The sequence below is a fragment of the Corynebacterium sp. UMB6689 genome (assembly GCF_030215295.1).
Classification (GTDB): Bacteria; Actinomycetota; Actinomycetes; order Mycobacteriales; family Mycobacteriaceae; genus Corynebacterium; species Corynebacterium aurimucosum.
The window spans coordinates 1-22,320 of record NZ_JASOLS010000030.1 but is presented as its reverse complement, the minus strand read 5'-3'; the positions used below and the strand labels follow the sequence as shown (position 1 = coordinate 22,320).

Sequence of the window (22,320 nt, the reverse complement as noted above, 5' to 3'; positions counted from 1 at the left end):
ACTAGGGATAGTGCGGTGGTGTTGATATCGGCGTCGAGGCTGGGCATGGCCCCGACCCAGGTTTTATAGGTGGCTCTCCGGGCTTGAGCACGAGCCATCGCATGTGGATTATTAGGGTTGGTGGTGGAAAAGAAAAAGGTAGGCGGGCGTGTAGCAGTAGTGGTCATGGTCTCCCCCGAGATCAACATGAGTTAGAAGAAATGTTCTAAACATAATCCTAGCGGCCACCGCCACACATAGCCATAGTTAGCGCTAAATTCATGTCAAGTCGTTACTATAAACGGGGGTAGCGGCTGAGCATTTCGCCTAGATATTCGATACTTAACGGATGTGGGTGGTGTCTGCCTGTGCACAAACGTGAAACGCCCCTCCGGCCGTCAAAGACCGCGCGAAGGGGCGTGGAATGGATCTACTTGGCGTCGGAAAGCGCGTAGGCAGCGCCAGCACTTGCGGCGGTGACGGTCAGCACTGCCGGCCAGGAGCCCATCTTCTTAGCCAGCGGGTGGGAGAGGCCGAAAGCGCCGGTGTATAGAGCTGCCAAGCCAGCGGTAGTGGCTGGGTTCGTTTTCGCCCACCAGCTGCGGCCCGCCCAGACGCCAGCGGCGGCAAGCACCACGCCGCCAAGCGGGCGAATGCCTGTCTCCCGGGCGGTGAGCCACCCGCCGATAAGGCCTAGCGTGACGGTCGCCGCCGTTGATACATCCTGTGGTTTCTTGATATCAATCATTCCCATGCGCTTCAGTTTAGGCCGCGTGAGTGTGCGGTGGCTAGACTTCGCTGCATGAAACTCGCAGGAACGCCGCCGTCGGAGAAGCAGGCTTGGCTCGCCATGGCCGCGCTGTCACTGGGCTTCTTCATGTCGTTGCTCGACCAATCGATGATTGCCGTTGCGCTTCCCGACGTCCGCCGTGAGTTCCGCGCCGATGTCAACCAGGTGCTGTGGGTCTCCGCCATCTATCTGCTCGCCGTGGTCGTGCCGCTGTTGTTTACCGGCCGCCTCGGCGATATTTACGGTCAGAAGAACATGTTCCAGTTGGGCGTCGGGCTCTTTGGTATCGGCGCGCTGCTGTGCGCGCTAGCGCCCTCGGTGGAGTTTCTTATCGCAGCAAGAGCCCTGCAAGGTTTCGGCGCGTCGATTCAAATGCCGCAGACTATGGCCGTCATCAACCGTATCTTTGCCCGCGAGCGGCGCGGCCGTGCGCTCGGCGTTTGGGGAGTGGTTGGGTCTTTGGCCACGCTTGCCGGACCGCTCTTGGGTGGCTTCGTTGTCGCCGCCTTCGGGTGGCAGGCGGTGTTTTGGATCCATATACCTTTCGTCGTCGCTGCAATCGTCTTATCCGGTCTGTGGGTTCCTTCCTTGCCGACGGCGACGGGGAAGATTGACTTTGTGTCGGTGGGGGCGTCGTTTATCGCGTTAACGTGCTTTGTGTTCGCAGTGCAGCAGGGCCCAGAGACGGGCTGGCCGTGGTGGATTTGGGCCCTGCTCCTTGCTGGTGTGGTGGGCATCTACATCTTCGTGCGCTTGCAATCATCGCGGGGAAAGGCGGCGCTCGTACCGCTCGTGCTGTTTAATGACCGCAACTACTCCGCAGGTTCAGTGGCCATCGTGTCCATGGGCTTTATGGCGGCGTCGATGATGATTCCAATCATGATGTGGCTGCAGGTCGAGCAGGACATGTCGGCGCGGGATGCCGGGCTCATCGTTACACCTATGGCGCTGGTCTCTCTGTGCGTGTCGCCCTTGGCGGGCATTCTGGCGGATAAGCTGCACCCACGGCGTCTGGCGGTCGCGGGATTCGGCATCCTGATTGCAACCTTCCTCGCGCTGTGGTTCCTCATGCACGCCGAAGTGTCGGCCTGGTGGTTGTGCCTGCCCTGCGCGGCGCTGGGGGCGGGGCAGTCCTTCATCTGGGGTTCCAACGCCGCGACGACGATGCGTGATATTGACGCAGATCTCATGGGCGCGGCATCCGGCGTCTATAACACTTCTCGGCAGGTTGGTTCGGTCATCGGCGTGGCCGCTGTTTCCGCGGTTATGCAGGTAGCGGGGGCCGCGGATTCCCTCGTGGTCATCGTTGCGATGCTATCGGCGGGGTGTGTGGCTTCGCTCTTCTTCCGCGACACCCTGCATGCGGTAGCGGAAACTGCGAGCCTATAGGGAAGCGAGTAGATTGGATGTCATGCGTCTTGCTGTACTGACATCCGGTGGTGATTGCCCCGGTCTGAATGCTGTTATCCGCGCGGTCGTTCGCACCGCATCCAACGAGTTCGGCGATACGGTCGTCGGCTACGAGGACGGCTGGGTTGGTCTCATGGAAGACCGTCGCCGAGACCTTTATGACGACGCTGAGATCGACCGCATCCTTCTGCGCGGCGGAACCATCCTTGGTACCGGCCGCCTCCACCCAGATAAGTTCAAGGCTGGGCTGGACACCATCAAGGCCAACATGGCTGATGCGGAGGTCGATGCGCTCATCGCCATTGGCGGTGAGGGAACGCTGAAGGGTGCCAAGTGGCTGTCTGATAATGGCATTCCAGTCGTCGGCGTGCCGAAGACCATCGATAATGACGTCAATGCAACGGACTACACCTTCGGTTTCGACACCGCAGTCTCCGTCGCAACCGATGCGATCGATCGCCTCCACACCACCGCTGAATCCCACGACCGCATCCTCATCGTGGAGGTCATGGGCCGCCACGTCGGTTGGATCGCACTGCATGCTGGCATGGCTGGTGGTGCGCACTACACGGTGATCCCTGAGGTTCCATTCGATATCGCAGATATCACCAAGGCAATGGAGCGCCGCTTCCAGATGGGTGAGAAGTACGGCATCGTCTGCGTTGCTGAGGGCGCTCTGCCCAAGGAAGGCACCATGGACTTCGAAGAAGGCGGCGTGGACCAGTTCGGCCACCAGACCTTCAACGGAATTGGCCAGGTCATCGGTGATGAGATCAAGAAGCGCACCGGCTACGACGTGCGCACTACCGTCCTCGGCCACATCCAGCGTGGTGGTACGCCAACTGCCTATGACCGCGTGCTGGCAACCCGTTATGGCACCCATGCTGCCCGCGCCGCGCACAATGGACAGTCCGGAATGTGCGTGGCCTTGCACGGCGAAAACATCGACCTCGTGCCGCTCGAGGAGGCCGTGGGCAAGCTGAAGGTGGTTCCTGCCAAGCGTTATGCCAACGCTCAAGCCCTCTTTGGTTAAACACCACTAGGGCTCACCCTTAGTTAATAAAGGAATTATGACAAGCGTATTAGCTTTCCTGGCTGATCAGCCGGTTCTCTTGGTGTTCCTGCTGATTGGCCTCGGCATGGCCCTCGGCGGTATTAAGACACGGGGCATCAGCTTGGGCGCGGCAGCCGTGCTCTTCTTGGGCATCGCTTTCTCGGCCGCTGCCTCCGCCGTCGGCGTCGAAGCTTCCGTTCCTCCCATTTTGGGTATGTTTGGCTTGGTGCTCTTTGCCTTTGGCATTGGCAACAACTCCGGCGTGTCCTTCTTCAAGTCGCTGAAAACTGCGACTGGCCCCGTGCTTTCCATGATCGCGGTCTTTATCGTCGCCGCCCTCGCTGCTTGGGGGCTGGGGACCTATGTCTTTGGGTTGTCGAGTGCCACTATCGCCGGTACCTTCGCTGGCGCGGTGACAAATACCCCTGCTTTGGCGGCGGCCTCGGAGGCTACGGGCGATCCGGGCTCAGCAACGGTGGGTTATGCGGTGTCTTATCTGTTTGGCGTCATCGGTATGCTCGCGGCGACTGTGCTGGTGCTTCGCGACGCCGGTAATGACGACGACACCCTGTCACCCGTCACGCGCCAGCACATGCAGATTCTGCGTGAGACCTCCGTTGCAGAGCTCGCGGACATTGGCAATGGGGAAGTGCAGGTCACCCGTTTACGCCGAGTAGGCAGCAATGTGATCGTCCTGCCGAAGTTTTTTGATGTGCTACACCCGGGGGATGTCGTCACGCTTGTCGGCGCCCCCGAGGACCTCGACAACATTATTGAGGACGCTGGGCGTGAGTCGCCACAGATTCTCAACGATGACCGCCACGAGCTAGATTTTCGCCGCATCACTGTGTCGGAGCACAACTTGGCCGGTCTGACCATCGCGGAGCTGAATAACCAATTGGCGGATCGTTGGGGCGCACGAATCTCGCGTGTTCGCCGGGCCGATAACGACCAGGTCGCAATCCCCGAACACATCGTAGAGCTGGGGGACCGCGTGCGCGTCGTCGGTTCAAAGAAGTCTCTGCGGGAGATTTCTGCTTTTCTCGGTGATTCCTCCCAAGGCCTGACGGATATCAACCCGGTCTCCCTCGGCCTAGGCATGGCTCTCGGGGTTTTCGTGGGCCACCTCGAGATCCCTCTACCGGGAGGTTCTTCCTTTAGCCTCGGCGCTGCCGCGGGCGTCCTCATCGTGGCGCTGATCATGGCGCGCATCGGGCGCATCGGCAACACGGTCACCGCACTGCCGCACTCGGCCAACACGATTCTTTCCGAGTTAGGCCTGCTGCTCTTCCTGGCGCAGGCCGGAACGAATGCGGGTGGGGAGATTGCCGGCGCCTTTACGGGTGGTTCGTGGTGGAAAATTCTCCTGCTCGGCGCAATCATCACCACGCTGGTGGCCACCGGGTTCGCCTTTGTGATGCGGCGTTTCCTGCACGTTGGTGCTACAAAGACCGCGGGGGCCATGGCTGGCGCACAAACGCAGCCGGCGGTGTTGGCTTTCGTTAACAACCGCACCAATACTGACCAGCGAGTTTCCTTGGGATATGCCATGGTCTATCCGGCGGCGATGATTGCCAAAATTCTCATTACCCACGGCATCACCTTGTTGGGTTAGGCGGTTGCGCACGGTGTCGCGCTGACATACTAAGATGGCACGCATGACTGCTGCGATGTATGACCTGATGGACTATGACGAGGTCCTTGAAAAGTTCGATCCCGTTATGGGCATGGAAGTTCACGTGGAGCTCAATACGGAGACCAAGATGTTCTCCACCTCACCCACGAACTTCAACGCAGCCCCCAACTCCAACGTGGACCCGGTGTCTCTCGGTCTGCCAGGCGCCTTGCCCGTGGTGAACTCCAAGGGCGTGGAAGGCGCCATCAAGATTGGCCTGGCGCTGAACTGCAAGATTGCGGAGTCTTCGCGCTTTGCCCGCAAGAATTACTTCTACCCGGACCAGCCGAAGAACTACCAGATTTCCCAGTACGATGAGCCGATTGCTTATGATGGCTATCTCGACGTCGTCCTCGACGACGGCACCGAGTGGCGCGTAGAGATTGAACGTGCCCACATGGAGGAGGACACCGGCAAGCTCACCCACTTGGGTGGCGCCGATGGCCGTATCCACGGCGCAACCTCCTCGCTGGTGGATTGTAACCGCGCGGGCATTCCCCTCATTGAGATTGTGACCAAGCCAATTATGGGTGCCGGCGAGCGTGCTCCCGAGGTAGCGCGCGCCTACGTGACGGCGCTGCGTGAGCTCGTCGCCGCTCTCGGCGTTTCTGATGCCCGCATGGATCAGGGCTCGATGCGCGTTGACTCCAACGTCTCGCTGCGCCCGGTGGGCCAGGAGGAGTTCGGCACCCGTACCGAAACCAAGAACATCAACTCCTTGCGCTCGGTTGAGCAGGCGGTGCGCTTTGAGATGCAGCGCCAGGCGCAGGTGCTTGTCGACGGTGGCGAGATCATCCAGGAAACCCGCCACTACCAGGAAACGGATGGCTCCACCTCGAAGGGCCGCCCGAAGGAGACCGCGGAGGACTACCGCTACTTCAATGACCCGGATCTGCCTCCGGTGATTGTTTCCCGCGAGTGGGTCGAAGAAATCCGCCAGACCCTGCCGGAGATGCCGTGGATTCGCCGCGCCCGTATCCAAGAGGAGTGGGGCCTCAAGGATGAGGAGATGCGTGACTTGGTCAACGCTGGCGCGCTTGATCTCATCATCGAAACTGTGGAAGCCGGAACCACCCCGGATGAGGCGCGCTCCTGGTGGGTTTCTTACCTGACTGGTAAGGCCAATGAGGCCGGCGTTGAGCTGAGTGCTCTCGACATCACCCCGGCGCAGGTTGCTCGCGTTGTCGAGTTGGTTAAGGAAGGCAAACTGACCACCAAGCTGGCTCGCCAGGCGGTCGACGGCGTGCTGGCCGGTGAGGGGGACGTCGACGAGGTCGTCGCCAAGCGCGGGCTCGAGGTCGTGCGCGATGACGGCGCGATTGAGAAGGCCGTCGGCGATGCCCTGGCCGCTAACCCGGACATCGTGGAGAAATACAAGGCCGGCAACAAGAAGGTCACCGGCGCTATCGTGGGCGCGGTCATGAAGGCCACCCAAGGTAAGGCTGACCCGGGACAGGTCAACAAGCTGATTGCGAAGAAGCTCTCCTAGTCGGTAGAGATTTCCATTAGGCGAGGTCAGGCGGCTGCGGGGTACCGTGGTCGCCATGACTTTTTCTACCAAAGCCCTGCAGAAGACCGGCCCGAACGAGCCCTTCGAGGTCGTGACCATCCAGCGCCGCGAGCCGCGCGCCGATGACGTCGTCATCGACATTAAGGCCGCAGGAATCTGCCACTCGGATATCCACACCATCCGCAACGAGTGGGGCGAAGCGCACTTTCCGCTGACCGTCGGCCATGAGATCGCCGGCGTGGTCTCCGCCGTGGGGGAGAAGGTCACCAAATTTAAGGTGGGTGACCGCGTTGGCGTGGGCTGCCTGGTCAATTCCTGCGGCGAGTGCGAGCAGTGCCAAGCCGGAATGGAGCAAAACTGCCTCAATGGTGGCGTGGGGACCTATAATTCCACCGACGTTGATGACACCATCACCCAAGGCGGCTACGCCGAAAAAATCGTGGTGAACCAAGACTTCGTTTTGCGCATCCCCGATGCACTCGACTTCGACGTAGCGGCACCCCTGCTCTGCGCCGGTATCACCACGTACTCGACGTTGGCGCGCTGGGATGTGAAGGAAAGTCAAAAGGTGGCCGTCGTAGGCCTGGGCGGCCTGGGGCACATGGGCGTGCAGATCGCTGCCGCGAAGGGCGCGGAGGTCACGGTCATCTCGCGCACTTCTCGCAAGGCTGAAGAAGCTGCAGAGCTTGGAGCGAGCCGTACCTTGGCCACCACCGAAGAAGAGGACTTCTTCAGGAAGCATCGCGGGGAGTTCGATTTTATTCTCTCGACCATTTCCGCAGAGTACAGCCTCGAGGACTACCTGCGAATGCTCAAACCCCGCGGCATCATGTCGGTGGTGGGTCTGCCGCCAGAGGCCTTACCACTGCGCCTCAACCGCTTAGTCGGCGGCGGCAAGGTGCTCACGGGTAACAATATCGGCGGCATCGCGGAAACCCAGGAGATGCTGGACTTTTGTGCTGAGCACGGCTTGGGCGCGGTGATCGAGAAGGTGGGCGTCGACGAGGTTGATGCCGCCTACGAGCGAGTCGTGGCGGGTGATGTGAAGTTCCGTTTCGTCATTGACACAGCGACGTTCGCTGAGCACTAAGAGGTGAGCCGTCTCATGCTTTAGCGGTTGTTGGAGCAAGCTCTCTACAGCCGCACACATGTTTTCCTATCAGCGTGGCGTAAGGTAGAGACTATGTACCGTCATACTTATGTCAAAGTATGACGCGTTTTTATGCACTAGTCATTAAGCATAAGAAGAAGAAAATAGAAAGCAGATAGGAAAACGTGTCTTATAAAAACGTTATGGGCCTCGCTTTGTCCTTTATTGGCTTGCTTGTTGGTGCGGGCTTTGCCACGGGGCAGGAAGTCGTCCAGTACTTTACGTCCTTCGGTATTCCTGGCATGTGGGGAATTTTGGTCGCCGGCCTAGTCATGACCCTCGCCGGCACGGTCTTCCTCCAGCTGGGAAGCTATTTCCACGCCAGCGAGCACAACCAAGTGTTTCGGAACATCACCCACCCGATCATTTCGCGCATTCTGGATGTCGCAGTGATCCTTACGCTCTTTGCGGTGGGCTTTGTCATGCTGGCCGGTGCCGGTTCCAACATGCAGCAACAGTTCGGCTGGCCTGCCTGGGTTGGTTCCTTGCTCATGCTCGTCCTGGTTCTGATCACGGGCATGTTCGATGTTGATAAGGTTTCCCAGGTCATTGGCCTTCTTACGCCGACCATCATCATCGCGGTGCTCTTCGCCGGCGCTTATACACTGCTGCATATGCCGGACAGTGTCGACGCTGCAATTACTGCATCCGAAGCGATTGAATCCCCAATCCCGCACTGGCTTATCTCCGCGCTGAACTACAACGGCCTAGCCCTCATCCTGGCTGTATCGATGTCCCTGGTGATCGGCGGCGATAATATCAGCCCGCGCGAGGCGGGCGTCGGCGGCATCGTGGGCGGCGCGGTTTACGCGGTACTCATGGCCATCGCCGGTTTCTCGCTGCTCATGAACGCAGAGAGCGTGGGCGATTCCGATATTCCGATGCTGACCCTGGTAGACAATATCCACCCAACACTCGGCGTCATTATGGCCATCATCATTTACCTGATGATTTTCAACACGGCCATCGGTATGTTTTACGCGCTGGGTAAGCGTTTGTCCTCTGGCAAGGAATCGAAGTACCGCATCATCTTCATCGTAGGCTGCCTCGCTGGCTTCGCCGTGTCCTTTGCCGGTTTCAAGGCACTGATGCAGTATGTCTACCCAGTACTGGGTTACATGGGCATCGTCCTCGTGGCCATCCTGGTTATTGGCTGGCTGCGCTCCCTGGGCAAGATCAAGGACGAGGGGCTGCGCCGTGAGCGCATCCGCGCCCTGTTGCACCTCAAGCTGCACCCCGATTCGGAGTACGACGCAGCTCGTTACGACGACGAGATCGGCCAGCAGATCGCTGATTCCAACATGGATGATGAAGCCCTCTACGAGGACCTCGTCTCCGATGTGGTTGACGAATTAGACTCGGATGAAGACCTAGACTTCGACAGGGAAGGCTGGGAGGAAAACCGCAACGATCACTCCTACTACACTGAGCGCGAGGGCGTGGAGCAGGACCGCAGCGACGAAGAAATTAAGGCCTGGGTCGAGGAGACCGGCGCGGTGGGAGACCCTGCCGAAGACGAAGAGCTCCCAGAAGAATCAAAGAAAGATTAGAAGAGCAGGAGCTTTGCCGTCAGCGCAAGCATGACACAGCCGATGACGATGTTGACTACGCGCCACGTCGTCGGCTTGGCCAGCACGTGGGAAAGTTTCCAGGCACCAAAGCCCAGGGAGGGGAACCAGACGGAGCTGGCCAAAATCGCGCCGCCTGCGAAGACCCAGCGCTGGTCGCCATATTGGTTCGCAATGGAGCCCAGCATGACCAGCGCGTCGACGTAGGCCAAGGGATTGAGCCAGGTCAGCGCCAACGCACCGAGGACCGGCTTGACCCAGGAATTCGAGCGCACGCGGGGGCGAATTTTGGTGAGTACGGAGGTTCCTGAAGCTCCCGAATTGCCCGAGTTGTCTTCAACGACCTGCGCCACTGGTGCGGTTTCCTCAATGACCAGTGAGTCCTGTTCCTTCTTAAACGCGTCGCGGAAGCACGTGAACCCAAAGTAGATGAGGTAGGCCGCGCCTAAATACTTGACCACGACGAGCGCGGTGGGGAAGCGCTCGACGAGGACGCCGACTCCGGCGGTGCCGCCGGTGATGAGGATGACGTCGGAAAGCAAGCAAGCCAACAGGATGGCGCCGACATGATCGCGTTTAATGCCCATCTTGATGATGTAGGCATTCTGCGGTCCGATGGCGATGATGAGGGATAGACCTAGCGCAAATCCTGCAAGCAATACTGACATGGCTTCTAGTCTGCGCATAGCGCCATATGAAGTCTAGTTAAATGTTCTACAGCTGGTTTAATATAGCTTCATGAATCCGCTCCATACCGAAACGTTGCTGGCCATCATCGATGAAGGATCCTTCGAGGGGGCTGCGGCTGTGTTGGGAATCACTCCTTCGGCCGTCAGTCAGCGCATCAAAGCGCTGGAAGTTTCGACCGGCCGCATCCTTCTGCGCCGCGGCACTCCGGTCACCGTGACTGAAGCAGGGGAGATCGTCGCCCAAGCAGCACGGCGCATGGCGCTGGTCCAAGCTGAGGCGGATGCGCGGCTGACCGAGCGCCTGTCCCGCGTTCCACTCACCGTTGCTATCAACTCGGATTCCCTGGCCACGTGGTTCCGCCCTGTAATCCAGAGCACCGCCGAGCGCGGTGAGGCGGCGCTGCGCATCCGCATCGAAGATGAAGCCCGTACACTCGCCATGTTGCGCCGGGGTGATGTGCTGGGCGCGGTTACGCGCGAGCAAACCCCGGTCTCAGGTTGTGAATCCACGTACCTCGGTACCATGCGCTACTTTGCCGTCGCCGCGCCCGCTCTGGCGGAGACTTTCGAGGACTGGGAGACCCTGCCCATCGTGGGCTTCGGTCCGAACGACGCCACCTTGGATGACGCCATGCGCGAGCGCTTCATTGATTCCCATGTTCTGCGTGCGCGGGTGTCCCAGATTCCTTCTTCGGAGAGTTATGTCGAAGCAGTGCGCTATGGCCTGGGATGGGGCTTAGTGCCGCGCCTGCAGGCACAGCCCTTGCTGGAGACCGGGGAGCTGGTGCTTCTCGACGACTTCCCGCTTGACATTGACCTCTACTGGCAGCGCTGGCGCCTGGAGTCGGAGTTGCTTGCGGACCTCACGGCGGATGTCTTAGACGCAGGCCGTGCAGTTTTAGCTTCGCGCCGCGCCGATAAAGATGCACCATAAGGGGGCTGTGCTGCCTTAAGTTGGAGGTATGAGCGATAAAACTCCTGATAAAGCCACCGACTTTGATGACGATATCCCGACCTACACGGGGAAAGACTCCGTGAAGGACAGCACGTCTAAAGAAGAAGCTACCGATAAGCCGAAGAAGAGCAGCCTCTTCCAGCGTCCCGGACGTGCCGAGCCGCAAGTGATTAAGCCCAAGAAGGCCGAGGAGCCTGCCGTTGAAGCAGAGCCTGAAGCCAAGACCGAAACCTTTGAGAGCGCCTCCCGTGGCTCCCTGTCTTTCGACAGTGCTGCAGCAGAAACCGAGACCACCGCCTTCCCGCGCGCTGAGGCGACGACAGAGTCCGAAGCGGAGACAACTGCTATGCCGGTATCGGCAACCGCAGCCGCTGATACCACAACTGAACCTGTGGCAACTGAGAGCTATGAAGAGGTACCAAGCACGGTTGCTGTTGCCGACCCCGCCGTGGACTCCGAGGCTGCAGCCGTGGAAGAGAAGCCGGAGCCGGCACGCCGTGGCACCATCGACTTCGGTCTGCTCTTCGTGCGCCTAGCGCTCAGCGTTTACCTGCTCGTGGCGGGTGCTTCGACCTTCTTTAAGCTCGGCGGTAACGAGGGACTGTCCGGCTTGGAGAAGGAGTTCGGCGAGTACACCATGGCTGCAGCCTTGGCCATCGGTGTGCCGACTGTTCAGCTCATTGCCGGAGCCTTCCTGCTTCTCGGCCTGGTGACACCGCTGGCCGCTATGTTCGGCCTTATCGTCACGGGCTTCTCCGCTATCCACGGCCTCAACGCCTCCGGTGCCGGGTTGGATGTCTTCGCGTGGAATGAGAGTGTCTGGCTGGGTCTCGTCCTCTTCGTTATCGCGGTGGCCCTGCAGTTCACCGGCCCGGGATTCATCTCCTTGGACTTCAATCGCTCCTGGACTCGCCGCCCGCTGGCAACGTCCTGGATTTTCGTCGTCATTGGCGTGGCCGCGCTGGTCGCTATCTGGTGGTTTGGCGCTGGCGTTAACCCGCTGAACTAGGCGTTGTTAGCGCGTTTCTACGCTCCCAGCCTGCGACTATATACAAGATCTTGTTGTTTTCCATTGCGTAAAGTAAGTTGTTTTCTGTAATGGAAAACAATGACTTCGGTGCCGCAGGAGGGGAGCTTTAGTTTTGTCTGATCAGGATGTTCGGGACGCACTCGCATTTGAGGAGCAACAACGGCTGGCCGCAGCGAAACGGCCGCCTGTCTGGCTGAGCCTGTTAGCATCAGCTGCGTACGGTGCGTGGTTTGCCTATATGTGGATCAAGGATGACGTTCATCCGATCGTCCCCGTTGGCGGACTTCTTCTTGTGCTCGGGTTATTGGTCAGTCTTGCCTTCTTTTATCGCACGGGGGTGAGGGATTCAATGCGCCAGAAGGTTGATCCGCACGCCTCCCGGAGCGTGACCTGGCGCTACTACGCAGGATTGGGATTTATGATACTGCCGGCTCTCTTCAACCCTTTCGTTGAAGGACACGTTATTGCCTCGTGCATCGCAGGTGTGCTGTGCGCCTTGGCGGTCTTTTGGACGTTGCACACCGGTGCGCTGAATAGGATGCCGCGATGAATGAGCTCGATCCGATAATCCACCCGCTCAATCGCTTTAAGATTTGCGCCACACTCAATGCTTTCGGTGCCACGCAGGGTGGGGAAGTAAACCGTGAGATGAAATTCGCCATGTTGCGTGACCGCACGGAGCTTTCCGACGCCTCCCTGTCCAAGCAGCTTGGTGCATTAGAGAAAGCTGGCTACGTCACGCGCTTCCGCGAGTACGGCACCAGCCGCGCTAAAGATTCGGTATGGGTCGCTCTGACGGAGGAAGGTAAAACAGCTTTCGATGGTCATTTGGCGGCGCTTAAGGCTTTGGCCGGAGATTGATCGTGGGCACAGTTCACAAGGCATCAGCGTTCCGACGCATCATGCCGATGACGGTTTTAGAGCCCGAATGTCCTAGGATTTAGGGGCTATGGCGAAATCATCGACGTATCGTACAGACATTGACGGCCTGCGCGGCTTGGCCATCGCGCTGGTCGTGTTCTTCCACGTCTTCGTGGGCAAGGTCTCAGCGGGCGTGGATGTCTTCCTGCTCATCGGCGGTGTTTTCTTTTTCGGGCCCCAAATTCGCAACGCCCTCAACCCTCGGGGGCTAACCCCAGTCCAAGTGGTTATCAGGATGCTGCGTCGACTCTTTCCGGCGCTCGTGGTTACGGTCACTGTCACGCTGGCCCTAGCCCTAATAGTCTTTCCCCCGACGCGGTGGGGAAGAGAAGGCCGAGAAGCGCTGAGCTCGTTAGCCTATGTCCAAAACTTCGCTTTATCGGCTGCCGGACAGGACTACGCTGCCATTGGTCAAGATGTGAGTACGTATCAACACCTGTGGTCCATGTCAGCCCAGCTGCAAATCTATCTAGGATCCCTACTGGTTATCTTCCTGTGCGTAGGTGTGTACCGGCTCTGTGGATGCCGTGAAGGTAAGGCCCTGGTCAGTGGTATAAACATGGCCCCTTGGGGGCTCGGCATTGCTACGCTGGCCAGCTTCCTTTACGCGATGTATCTGCATGGTGTTGACCAAGGTACAAATTATTACTCGCCGCTCAGCCGTTTCTGGGAGATTGGCCTCGGCGGGCTGCTGGGGCTGTGGCTGACACAACCGGGAACCCACCGCATGTCTGGAACTGCTGGGGCCGGTCATCGGAAGACTGACTGGAGTCTTGTTGGCCTAGCGCTCATCCTGGCCACCGGAGTAGTCATGGACGGCGCCCAGCAGTTCCCCGGCCCTGCGACGCTGATGCCGCTTGCGGGCGCGGCTCTCATTATCGTCGCGGGACCTTCCTCGCGTCTCGGTCGGCTTCTGACCACCGCACCATTCCAATTCTTAGGTCGAATTTCTTACAGTCTTTACTTGTGGCACTGGCCATTGTTGGTGTTGGTTACCTATCTACTCAGTGGGGGAGAGTCCAACCGCGATGGTATGGGCATTCTCGCTGCTGTTGGCACTACCCGTGGACTTGCGGCGGGTGCCGGCGTCATTGCCCTCTCGGTGGTGCTTGCCTGGCTCACGCTGAGCTACGTGGAGGTGCCGACTCGGCAGAAAACTAAACCCGGAGAGCGCTCTTGGGCGCCAGGGAGGTTAGTCGGTGTAGAAAAGGGTGCGACGGCAGGTATCGCGGCGCTAACCGTCTCAGCTATAGCACTGGCCGCGTGGGCGCAGCCTCCTGCGGTTTCGGATTCAACCGCGAGCATTAGCGAGAGCGACACTATTGACTATCCCGGCCCCGATGCTCTCCTAAACGGTGTTGAGGTGCCGCCGCGTGACCCGGTGCCGAATGCTCTCAACCCTATTGAGTCTTTCTACCCGGCCTCGCACGCCGATGGCTGCACGGCACTTTTTGAACATGAAGAGCCGATTCTGACGCATCAGCGAAACACTGAGGATATACCGTGCGCATACGGTGACCTGGAATCCGCTCGTACGATGTACCTGTTTGGAAATTCACATGCGGACCATATATTGACGACCTTGGATATCGTGGGTCGTGACCAGGGGATTCGAATTGTTCCGCTGCTGAAGATGGGCTGCTTCCCAGGCGGTGAGCCTAAGCGCTCCGACGGACACGACTACCCGGAGTGCGCCGCCTGGACCGAGGCTGCTTTGGAATACATGGAGGCCAATCCAGCTACGGAAGGCACCTTTCTCATTTCTACCCAGCCAGCGCCAGGAACCATGGGGCCCGAGCAGACTCCCGAGGGACTCCGCACGGTGGTCGAACGCCTCAACAGTGCGGGCATGCGAGTGTGGGGTTTGCGCGACACGCCCTGGCCGCACACCTCGGCAGGCCCCTTAGATGTGCGTGACTGCGTGGCTGCGGGTGGATACGTTGCAGGCGATCCCCTGCTTGATTGCGGCGTGGAGCGAGACGACTCACTGTTGGCTGAGAACCCTGCCGTGAGCGCACTGGCTGGGTTGGATGTCACTCACCTTGACCTGACAAACGCCATGTGTGGTCCAGAGCGTTGCCCTGGCGTGATCGGCAACGTGATGGTGTACCGCGATTCTTCGCATCTCACCAACACGTTCGCCGTCATGTTGAGTGACGGGCTAGAGCGCCAAATGTACGGTGGTACGCTACCTAGCGATGAACTTGTTGAAGAACCTACTTCCCCCGGCCTCTGACCCTGATTGGCGTGTTCCGGCCGTCCGGGTGCTCTATTTCGTTGCTGGCGTTATGGTATTTGCTGCCGTAGTGTGGTCCCCAGCCGGGACCACGGGATCTGATTTTGATCCCATTTGGAACGCCGTTGACAAGTATGTCCATGGTCAGCCGGTCTACGATGAGGACTACTCCACGCTCGATCCCCACTACCTGTACTCACCGGGGGCAACTTTTCTTCTCGGACCAATCGGCTGGCTGCCCGGCCGGGACATCGCACGTACTATCATGATGTGGCTAGGCGCGGTGTCCATCTTCACTGCGCTGTGGCTGCTGGCTGCCTCGGTTGCAGCGCGCTATCGGGGCCCTGTCTTCGCTGTGCTAGTCATCGTGGCCTGCGCCTTTAACGAGCCGGTGAAAAGCACGCTGAGCCTTACCAATATCAACGGCTTCCTCTTCCTGCTACAGGTTCTTTTTGCGCTGTTGACTATCAAGCTGCTGGCAAGCGGCTGGCGTGCGGCCCTGAAGTCTCGGGAGGCCGTCGCAGCGGGCATTATTCTTGGCGTGGCCATGACCATCAAGCCACAGTTTCTAGCTCTGGGCGTGGTATCACTGTTGTCCGGCCATATCGCCGTGCTCGTCGTGGCTGCGGTATTCATGGTCGTGGTTTTTGCCGCTGGGTGGTTCACAATGTCCCAACCACAGAATTACGTCGACCGTTTGCTGCCTTACCTGGGGCAGGCCCGCGACTATAACAATGGTTCCATCGAAGGCGTGGGCCGGCAGCTCGACTGGTCGGAGGGAGCCATCACGGGCGCAACCGTGGCTTTCCTCGTAGTGGTGGGGCTAGCGTTGGTAGCACTGTGGCGCTACAAGCGCGAGCAACCGGTGGTGTGGGTGTACTGCTCACTCGGTGTTCTTTTTGCCGGAGTGCTAATGACTACTGGTCTCATGCAGGGCTACTACTGCATCTGGCTGCTACCAGTGATTGCGACGGTGGTGATCCCCGGCAGTCCCGCGCGAACCTTACTCATCGTAGTGGTCTGGTGGTGCCTAGTTTCCAGCGCTGCGCCGCCCGAGGGCCTGTGGGCACCAGCGGAAGCTATTATCCGCTGGCGCTCGTCCTTGGCCTGGGTGGCACTGCCGCTCATTATGGCCGGGATGGCCTACTGGACGTGGCCATCCACCACGCGCACCGCACCACGGTCAGCGGACGTGGCCATGTTGGCGTAGGCGCGCAGGGCCTTGGTGACCGGGCGGTTGCGGTGCTTCGGGGTCCAGGGCTTCTCGCGCTGCTCCTCAGTGGCGCGGCGGCGTTCGAGAACTTCCTCGTCGACGTCGAGGGAGAGCTGGCGCTCGCGGATGTTGATGGTGATGGGGTCACCGTTTTCCACTAGGCCGATGAGGCCGCCGTGGGCTGCCTCGGGAGAGATGTGGCCGATGGAAAGGCCGGAAGTGCCGCCGGAGAAACGGCCATCTGTAATCAAAGCGCAGGCCTTGCCCAAACCGGAACCCTTGAGGAAGGAAGTCGGGTGCAGCATCTCCTGCATGCCGGGGCCACCTGCGGGCCCCTCGTAGCGAATGACGATGACGTCGCCGGGCTGGACTTCTTTCTTGAGGATGATGGACACGGCCTCCTCCTGGGACTCCACCACGCGGGCCGGGCCAGTGAAGGTCCACAGCTCTTCCTCCACGCCGGCGGCCTTGACGATGGCCCCGTTGGGGGCGAGGTTGCCGCGCAGGACGACCAGGCCACCGTCCGAGGAAAAAGCGTGCTCGGCGTCGTGGATACAGCCATTGGCAGCGTCAGTATCCAGCTCATCCCAACGGTTGGACTGGCTAAATGGCTCGGTGGTGCGTACACCGCCGGGTGCGGCGTGGAAAAGCTCGAGAGCGGCTTCCGTGGCCTTGCCGCCGCGGATATCCCAATCATCGAGCCACTCCTCGGCGTTGTCGTAGAGGGCGGTGTGGACCTTGAGGTTCACGTGGCCGGCGCGGCGCAGCTCGCCCAAGATGGCGGGGATGCCGCCGGCGCGGTGCACGTCTTCGATGTGGTAAGTGCCGTTGGGGGCCACCTTGGACAGGCACGGTACGCGGTAGGAGATCTCGTTGATGTCCTCGAGGGTGAAGTCCACCTCGCCCTCCTGTGCGGCGGCCAGCGTGTGGAGGATGGTGTTGGTGGAACCACCCATAGCCATATCCAGAGCCATGGCATTGCTGAAGGCTTCCTTGGTGGCGATGGAGCGCGGGAGAACGGCGTCGTCTTCTTCGCCGTAGTAGCGTCGGCACATCTCCACGATGGTGCGGCCAGCTTGCTCGAAGAGATCTCGGCGGGCGCTGTGGGTAGCCAGCGTGGTGCCATTGCCCGGCAGGGCCAAGCCGAGCGCCTCGGTGAGGCAGTTCATGGAGTTGGCGGTGAACATGCCGGAGCAGGAACCACAGGTAGGGCAGGCGGATTCCTCCACGCGGGTCAAGCCCTCGTCGGAGACGGCATCGCTGGCCGAGGCCGTGATCGCCGTAATCAGATCCGTCGGTGCATGCGCCACGCCGTCAACGACGACGGCCTTGCCGGCTTCCATCGGGCCGCCGGAGACGAAGATGGTGGGAATGTTGAGGCGCAGTGCAGCATTCAACATACCCGGGGTGATCTTGTCGCAGTTCGAAATGCACACCAGGGCGTCGGCAGTGTGGGCATTGACCATGTACTCGATGGAATCGGAGATGATCTCCCGCGAAGGCAGGGAGTAGAGCATGCCGCTGTGGCCCATGGCGATGCCGTCGTCAACAGCAATGGTGTTGAACTCCTTCGGCACGCCGCCGGCTTCGCGGACGGCATCGGCCACGATGTCGCCGACGTTTTTGAGGTGGACGTGGCCGGGGACGAACTGGGTAAAGGAGTTGGCGATGGCGACGATCGGCTTGCCAAAGTCACTCTCCTTGGAGCCGGTAGCGCGCCACAGTGCGCGGGCACCGGATGCCTGGCGGCCAACGGTGGTGACTTTAGAGCGGAGAGGGTACATGGTTAATCCTTCAGTTCGGGGTGTTTCTCGAGGTACTCGGCGTATTCCTCCTTGGTGAGGAGGATCTGTTGGCCATCGCGGTGGACGATGACCACCTTGTCATCGGCGGCGTCACGGCCAGCGCTCAGGGCGTCGGGGATGCGCCCATTGGAAGCGGCAGCGAGGCGGGGGAGGGAGTTGAAAGTCACTCCCGGCAGGTTGAAGTTATCGCCCTTCGTGGTGCGGGCATAGGCTTTCGAACGCTGGAAACCGATTCCTTGGAAGTCTTTCCACTCGATGTGCTTGGGGCCGCGGAAGCCATAGGTGATGTGGATGCCCGTGCTGTCCACGGTGGTGCGGGCCCGCAGGACCCACCAGATGGCCAGCACGGGGAAGATGAGAATCCAGAAGAGGTACTTCGGGGCCCAGCCAATGCTGAGGAAAGCGATGGCGGCGAGGATGCCGATGCCGAGGAGGTGTTCGCGAGTGGGCTTGAACGTTTCGGCCGTGGGGTGTTCGGCGCGAGAAGATGCGTTCTGCGGGTGTGAGGACGTCATAGTGGGTCATCGTAATTGACAATATGGCGCGGTGGCGAACCGCCCCACCTGTGGAATCTCGCTAAATGAGAAATAAATCCCAAAAATGGGGGTAAAGGCCTGCGGTGGCGTTTCTATCAGTGTACAGTTTATCCCATGATCATTATTCGACTTCACCTCGTAGTAGTACCCGGGCGGCGCGAGCCGTAGCGAGTCCGCTAGTGACGTCGACCAGCATGCGCCCCCGTTACCTTCACACCCAGGAAGGAAAGACGGGGGCGTTATTCGTTGGATGATCTCTCCGATATCCACCCCCACTAAAGGAGCACACCAACCGTGACAGCTTCCACACCGCCACAGCGGGCGCCCGAGCGCATCACGGGCGCACACGCCATTGTCCGTACCCTCGAAGATTTGGGCACCGAGCTGGTCTTCGGCATTCCGGGCGGCGCCGTGCTTCCGCTGTACGACGCCCTGTTTGAATCCACGAAGCTGCGCCACGTGCTCACCCGCCACGAGCAGGGAGCTGGCCATGCAGCAGAAGGCTATGCGCAGGCATCCGGAAAGGTCGGCGTCATGATTGCTACCTCCGGTCCAGGTGCCACCAACCTGGTGACCCCGCTGGCGGATGCAAACCTGGACTCCGTGCCCGTCGTGGCTATTACCGGACAGGTCGGCAGTTCGTTGTTGGGCACCGACGCCTTCCAAGAGGCTGATATCCGCGGTGTGACCATGCCGATTACGAAGCATAACTTCATCGTCACCAAGGCAGAGGACATCCCGGGGGCTATTGCTGCCGCCTTCCACCTGGCTTCCACCGGACGGCCGGGCCCAGTTCTCGTGGATATCCCGAAGGATGTCCAGAACGCCCTGATGGAGTACTCCGGCCCTGTGATGCCGGACCTGCCGGGTTATAAACCCACCACGACCCCGCACCCGCGCCAGATTACGCAGGCTGTTCAGCGCATTGCTCGCGCAGAGCGTCCGGTGCTCTATGTCGGTGGCGGCGTCATCAAGGCAGGTGCCTCCCGCGAGCTGCGCGAGTTTGCTGAGCTGACCGGCATCCCGGTGGTGACCACCCTCATGGCGCTCGGTGCTTTTCCGGATAACCACCCGCAACACATGGGTATGCCCGGCATGCACGGAACGGTACCGGCCGTCGCCGCGCTCCAGCGCGCTGACCTCATTATCGCCGTGGGCGCGCGCTTCGATGACCGCGTGACCGGTGATACCGACACCTTCGCTCCCCATGCCGAGGTTATTCACGCAGATATCGACCCGGCCGAGATTGGCAAGATCCGTGAGGTAGCTGTCCCCATCGTGGGCGATGCCCGCGAGGTGCTTCTGCGCCTGACAAAGGCTTATGCCAATGATGCGGAGCTGGATGCCCCGCGAATTGGCCCGTGGATGGAGTACCTGGGAGACCTGCAGAGCCGCTTCCCGCGCGGTTTCGAGCCGACAGCAGACGGCCTGCTCAATCCGCAAGAGGTTATTCAGCAACTCAGCGCAATCGTGGGCCCGGAGGCGATCTACTGCGCGGGTGTGGGCCAGCACCAGATGTGGTCGGCCCAGTTCCTTGATTTCGAGCACCCACGAAGCTGGATCAACTCCGGTGGCGCCGGCACGATGGGCTACGCAGTGCCCGCAGCGCTCGGCGCCAAGGCTGCCTGCCCGGAGCGTGAAGTCTGGGCAATTGACGGTGATGGCTGCTTCCAGATGACTAACCAGGAGCTCACCACCGCTGCGGTGGAAGGGTTCCCCATCAAGGTGGCTGTCATCAACAACGGCAACTTGGGCATGGTGCGCCAGTGGCAGACGCTCTTCTATGAGAACAAGTACTCCCATACCAAGTTGCGTGAGCACGATGAGTACGTCCCGGACTTCGTCAAACTCAGCGAGGCCTTGGGCTGCGAATCTATTCGCGTCACCACCGTGGAAGAGATTGGCCCGGCGATTGAACGAGCGCGCTCAATCAATGACCGCCCAGTGGTCATCGACTTCATTGTGGGCCAAGACGCCCAGGTGTGGCCGATGATTGGCGGCGGCGCCTCCAATGAGGAAATCCAATACGCCCTTGGTCTGCGCCCGCTGTTTGATGAAAATGAGTCCGCGGCCGAGGAACCGGCCGACATCCACGAATCCCTCGAGGAGGCCTAAGAGTAATGGCTAAAGACGATATCACTCGCCACATCCTGTCCGTGCGCGTCCAGGATATTGAGGGCATCATTTCCCGTGTGACCGGTATGTTCACCCGCCGTGGTTATAACCTCATCTCGCTGGTCTCCGCGCGAACTGAAACCGAGGGAATCAACCGCCTGACCATCGTTGTGGACGCCTCCGAGGTTGTCATCGAGCAGGTGACGAAGCAGCTCAACAAGATTGTTCCGGTGCTCAAGGTGGTGGAGCTGGAAGAGGAAAACACCATTGCCCGCGCCATCATGCTGGTCAAGGTGGCTGCGGATAACTCGAACCGCCCCCAGGTGGTCGACGCGGTGAACATCTTCCGTGCTCGCATCGTGGATGTATCGCCGGAGTCCGTGGTGGTGGAGGCCACCGGCACGCCCGGCAAGCTGCAGGCGCTTCTCGACGTCCTCGAGCCCTTCGGCATCCGCGAACTGGTGCAGTCCGGAAACGTCGCGCTGGGGCGTGGCCCGAAGGCGATGGCACCGAGCAAATAAAAAATCTCACAATGTGGGCGGACCGTCCCAACGTGTGATACAAATTCAATAGGCAGAGTTACTACTGGATGCGTAGTGCTCACGAACCCAAAGAGAAAAGGAACATTAAACATGGCTATTGAGACTCTGTACGATTCTGATGCAGACCTGACCATCATCCAGGGCCGCAAGGTTGCCATCATTGGCTACGGCTCCCAGGGCCACGCCCACGCAATGAACCTGCGTGACTCCGGCGTTGAGGTCGCCATCGGCTTGCGCGAAGGCTCCAAGTCTCGCGAGAAGGCAGAGGAGGCTGGCTTCAAGGTTCTCACCAATGCTGAGGCTGCCAAGTGGGCTGATGTCATCATGCTGCTGGCTCCGGATACCTCTCAGGCTGCCATCTTCACCGAGGACATCGAGCCGAACCTGGAGGACGGCAACGCACTGTTCTTCGGCCACGGCCTCAACATCCACTTCGGTCTGATCAAGCCGGCGGAGAACATCACCATCGGTATGGTCGCTCCGAAGGGGCCGGGCCACCTGGTTCGCCGCCAGTTCGTTGACGGAAAGGGCGTTCCTTGCCTGATTGCCACCGAACAGGATCCGAAGGGCGAGGGACGCGAACTGACCCTGTCCTACGCCGCAGCCATCGGCGGTGCCCGCGCCGGCGTTATCCCGACCACCTTCAAGGATGAGACTGAGACCGACCTCTTTGGTGAGCAGGCCGTCCTGTGTGGCGGCGTGGAGTACCTGATCATGAACGGCTTCGAGGTCCTTACCGAGGCTGGCTACGAGCCGGAGATGGCCTACTTTGAGGTCTGCCACGAGCTGAAGCTCATTGTTGATCTCATCGTTGAGGGTGGCATCAAGAACATGAACTACTCCTGTTCTGACACCGCGGAGTTCGGCGGCTACCTTTCTGGACCGCGCGTCATCGACGCTTCCGTGAAGGAGCGTATGAAGGATGTCCTGACCGACATTCAGGACGGCACCTTTGTCAAGCGCCTCGTTGCCAACGTTGAGGGTGGCAACAAGGAGCTCGAGGATCTGCGCGCCAAGGTGAACTCCCACCCGATCGAGCAGACTGGCTCCCAGCTGCGCGATCTCATGAGCTGGGTCAAGAACCCACTTGATGCCACCGCATAGTTTCCGCTGCTAAAGGGAGCAGTTTCCGCGGCCCGTGA

General features: G+C 60.0%; 19 protein-coding genes. 15 read left to right on the top strand and 4 right to left on the bottom strand.

All coding sequences use genetic code 11. The features are described 5' to 3' along the window. Nucleotides 1-409: 409 nt before the first annotated feature. The gene (locus tag QP363_RS12135; protein ID WP_049157219.1) at nucleotides 410-733 is read right to left on the bottom strand and encodes a hypothetical protein; all 324 of its coding nucleotides are present in this window, start codon (nucleotides 731-733) and stop codon (nucleotides 410-412) included. A 48-nt stretch (nucleotides 734-781) separates the two neighbouring features. Between QP363_RS12135 and QP363_RS12130 the strand changes: the two genes are divergently transcribed. The 6 genes from QP363_RS12130 (at nucleotide 782) to QP363_RS12105 (ending at nucleotide 9,118) form a co-directional block, all read left to right on the top strand. Continuing rightward, the gene (locus tag QP363_RS12130; protein ID WP_070718643.1) at nucleotides 782-2,158 is read left to right on the top strand and encodes an MFS transporter; all 1,377 of its coding nucleotides are present in this window, start codon (nucleotides 782-784) and stop codon (nucleotides 2,156-2,158) included. Nucleotides 2,159-2,180: 22 nt separating this feature from the next. Next, nucleotides 2,181-3,212 carry an ATP-dependent 6-phosphofructokinase gene (locus QP363_RS12125; RefSeq protein ID WP_070447671.1) on the top strand — a complete coding sequence of 344 codons (1,032 nt, stop codon included), beginning with the start codon at nucleotides 2,181-2,183 and terminating at the stop codon, nucleotides 3,210-3,212. Nucleotides 3,213-3,249: 37 nt separating this feature from the next. Next, on the top strand, nucleotides 3,250-4,848 hold the full coding sequence (locus QP363_RS12120; RefSeq protein WP_070447667.1) for an aspartate:alanine exchanger family transporter: 1,599 nt from the start codon (nucleotides 3,250-3,252) through the stop codon (nucleotides 4,846-4,848). A 43-nt stretch (nucleotides 4,849-4,891) separates the two neighbouring features. Further along, complete coding sequence (gene gatB, locus QP363_RS12115; protein ID WP_284764697.1) at nucleotides 4,892-6,397, top strand: Asp-tRNA(Asn)/Glu-tRNA(Gln) amidotransferase subunit GatB; 1,506 nt, start codon at nucleotides 4,892-4,894, stop codon at nucleotides 6,395-6,397. Between the two features lie 55 nt (nucleotides 6,398-6,452). Further along, nucleotides 6,453-7,508, top strand: a complete 1,056-nt coding sequence (locus QP363_RS12110) for an NAD(P)-dependent alcohol dehydrogenase (RefSeq protein ID WP_284764696.1) — start codon at nucleotides 6,453-6,455, stop codon at nucleotides 7,506-7,508. Nucleotides 7,509-7,693: 185 nt separating this feature from the next. Continuing rightward, complete coding sequence (locus tag QP363_RS12105) at nucleotides 7,694-9,118, top strand: hypothetical protein (protein ID WP_070710564.1); 1,425 nt, start codon at nucleotides 7,694-7,696, stop codon at nucleotides 9,116-9,118. Here QP363_RS12105 and QP363_RS12100 read toward each other — a convergent pair. Beyond that, nucleotides 9,115-9,804, bottom strand: a complete 690-nt coding sequence (locus QP363_RS12100; RefSeq protein WP_284764695.1) for a LysE/ArgO family amino acid transporter — start codon at nucleotides 9,802-9,804, stop codon at nucleotides 9,115-9,117. The genes QP363_RS12105 and QP363_RS12100 overlap by 4 nt on opposite strands. A gap of 70 nt (nucleotides 9,805-9,874) precedes the next feature. Between QP363_RS12100 and QP363_RS12095 the strand changes: the two genes are divergently transcribed. From QP363_RS12095 to QP363_RS12070, 6 genes are all read left to right on the top strand, one after another. Next, nucleotides 9,875-10,759 (top strand): LysR family transcriptional regulator ArgP, encoded by an 885-nt coding sequence (locus QP363_RS12095; RefSeq protein WP_070710566.1) that lies wholly within the window; start codon nucleotides 9,875-9,877, stop codon nucleotides 10,757-10,759. Nucleotides 10,760-10,787: 28 nt separating this feature from the next. Beyond that, complete coding sequence (locus tag QP363_RS12090; protein WP_284764694.1) at nucleotides 10,788-11,789, top strand: DoxX family protein; 1,002 nt, start codon at nucleotides 10,788-10,790, stop codon at nucleotides 11,787-11,789. A 133-nt stretch (nucleotides 11,790-11,922) separates the two neighbouring features. Beyond that, a complete protein-coding gene (locus tag QP363_RS12085) occupies nucleotides 11,923-12,360 on the top strand; it encodes a hypothetical protein (RefSeq protein WP_284764693.1) in 438 nt (145 codons plus the stop codon). Beyond that, nucleotides 12,357-12,671, top strand: a complete 315-nt coding sequence (locus QP363_RS12080; protein ID WP_284764692.1) for a transcriptional regulator — start codon at nucleotides 12,357-12,359, stop codon at nucleotides 12,669-12,671. The genes QP363_RS12085 and QP363_RS12080 overlap by 4 nt, the downstream gene beginning before the upstream one ends. An 88-nt stretch (nucleotides 12,672-12,759) precedes the next feature. Continuing rightward, nucleotides 12,760-14,967, top strand: coding sequence for an acyltransferase family protein (locus QP363_RS12075; RefSeq protein ID WP_284764691.1), 2,208 nt, complete (start codon nucleotides 12,760-12,762; stop codon nucleotides 14,965-14,967). Beyond that, complete coding sequence (locus QP363_RS12070) at nucleotides 14,930-16,177, top strand: glycosyltransferase family 87 protein (RefSeq protein WP_201828330.1); 1,248 nt, start codon at nucleotides 14,930-14,932, stop codon at nucleotides 16,175-16,177. The genes QP363_RS12075 and QP363_RS12070 overlap by 38 nt, the downstream gene beginning before the upstream one ends. Here QP363_RS12070 and ilvD read toward each other — a convergent pair. Further along, nucleotides 16,111-17,964: a dihydroxy-acid dehydratase gene (gene ilvD / locus QP363_RS12065; RefSeq protein WP_070447634.1), complete on the bottom strand. Its 1,854-nt coding sequence runs from the start codon at nucleotides 17,962-17,964 to the stop codon at nucleotides 16,111-16,113. The genes QP363_RS12070 and ilvD overlap by 67 nt on opposite strands. A gap of 2 nt (nucleotides 17,965-17,966) precedes the next feature. Next, nucleotides 17,967-18,500, bottom strand: a complete 534-nt coding sequence (locus QP363_RS12060) for a PH domain-containing protein (RefSeq protein WP_010186912.1) — start codon at nucleotides 18,498-18,500, stop codon at nucleotides 17,967-17,969. Between the two features lie 315 nt (nucleotides 18,501-18,815). On the opposite strand from QP363_RS12060, the gene QP363_RS12055 reads away from it, so the two are divergent. The 3 genes from QP363_RS12055 (at nucleotide 18,816) to ilvC (ending at nucleotide 22,282) form a co-directional block, all read left to right on the top strand. After that, nucleotides 18,816-20,636 carry an acetolactate synthase large subunit gene (locus QP363_RS12055; protein ID WP_070710570.1) on the top strand — a complete coding sequence of 607 codons (1,821 nt, stop codon included), beginning with the start codon at nucleotides 18,816-18,818 and terminating at the stop codon, nucleotides 20,634-20,636. A gap of 5 nt (nucleotides 20,637-20,641) precedes the next feature. Next, complete coding sequence (gene ilvN, locus QP363_RS12050; RefSeq protein ID WP_010186907.1) at nucleotides 20,642-21,157, top strand: acetolactate synthase small subunit; 516 nt, start codon at nucleotides 20,642-20,644, stop codon at nucleotides 21,155-21,157. A gap of 111 nt (nucleotides 21,158-21,268) precedes the next feature. Then, complete coding sequence (ilvC, locus tag QP363_RS12045; protein ID WP_010186905.1) at nucleotides 21,269-22,282, top strand: ketol-acid reductoisomerase; 1,014 nt, start codon at nucleotides 21,269-21,271, stop codon at nucleotides 22,280-22,282. Nucleotides 22,283-22,320: the final 38 nt, after the last annotated feature.

Excerpts from the sequence above, each read along its gene's own strand:
- QP363_RS12135 (WP_049157219.1), bottom strand. The coding sequence starts at position 733 with ATGGGAATGATTGATATCAAGAAACCACAGGATGTATCAACGGCGGCG.
- QP363_RS12125 (WP_070447671.1), top strand. The coding sequence starts at position 2,181 with ATGCGTCTTGCTGTACTGACATCCGGTGGTGATTGCCCCGGTCTGAAT.
- QP363_RS12120 (WP_070447667.1), top strand. The coding sequence starts at position 3,250 with ATGACAAGCGTATTAGCTTTCCTGGCTGATCAGCCGGTTCTCTTGGTG.
- QP363_RS12075 (WP_284764691.1), top strand. The coding sequence starts at position 12,760 with ATGGCGAAATCATCGACGTATCGTACAGACATTGACGGCCTGCGCGGC.
- QP363_RS12095 (WP_070710566.1), top strand. The coding sequence starts at position 9,875 with ATGAATCCGCTCCATACCGAAACGTTGCTGGCCATCATCGATGAAGGA.
- QP363_RS12130 (WP_070718643.1), top strand. The coding sequence starts at position 782 with ATGAAACTCGCAGGAACGCCGCCGTCGGAGAAGCAGGCTTGGCTCGCC.
- QP363_RS12080 (WP_284764692.1), top strand. The coding sequence starts at position 12,357 with ATGAATGAGCTCGATCCGATAATCCACCCGCTCAATCGCTTTAAGATT.
- ilvD (WP_070447634.1), bottom strand. The coding sequence starts at position 17,964 with ATGTACCCTCTCCGCTCTAAAGTCACCACCGTTGGCCGCCAGGCATCC.
- QP363_RS12090 (WP_284764694.1), top strand. The coding sequence starts at position 10,788 with ATGAGCGATAAAACTCCTGATAAAGCCACCGACTTTGATGACGATATC.
- ilvC (WP_010186905.1), top strand. The coding sequence starts at position 21,269 with ATGGCTATTGAGACTCTGTACGATTCTGATGCAGACCTGACCATCATC.
- gatB (WP_284764697.1), top strand. The coding sequence starts at position 4,892 with ATGACTGCTGCGATGTATGACCTGATGGACTATGACGAGGTCCTTGAA.
- QP363_RS12070 (WP_201828330.1), top strand. The coding sequence starts at position 14,930 with ATGAACTTGTTGAAGAACCTACTTCCCCCGGCCTCTGACCCTGATTGG.
- QP363_RS12060 (WP_010186912.1), bottom strand. The coding sequence starts at position 18,500 with ATGACGTCCTCACACCCGCAGAACGCATCTTCTCGCGCCGAACACCCC.
- QP363_RS12100 (WP_284764695.1), bottom strand. The coding sequence starts at position 9,804 with ATGTCAGTATTGCTTGCAGGATTTGCGCTAGGTCTATCCCTCATCATC.
- QP363_RS12110 (WP_284764696.1), top strand. The coding sequence starts at position 6,453 with ATGACTTTTTCTACCAAAGCCCTGCAGAAGACCGGCCCGAACGAGCCC.
- ilvN (WP_010186907.1), top strand. The coding sequence starts at position 20,642 with ATGGCTAAAGACGATATCACTCGCCACATCCTGTCCGTGCGCGTCCAG.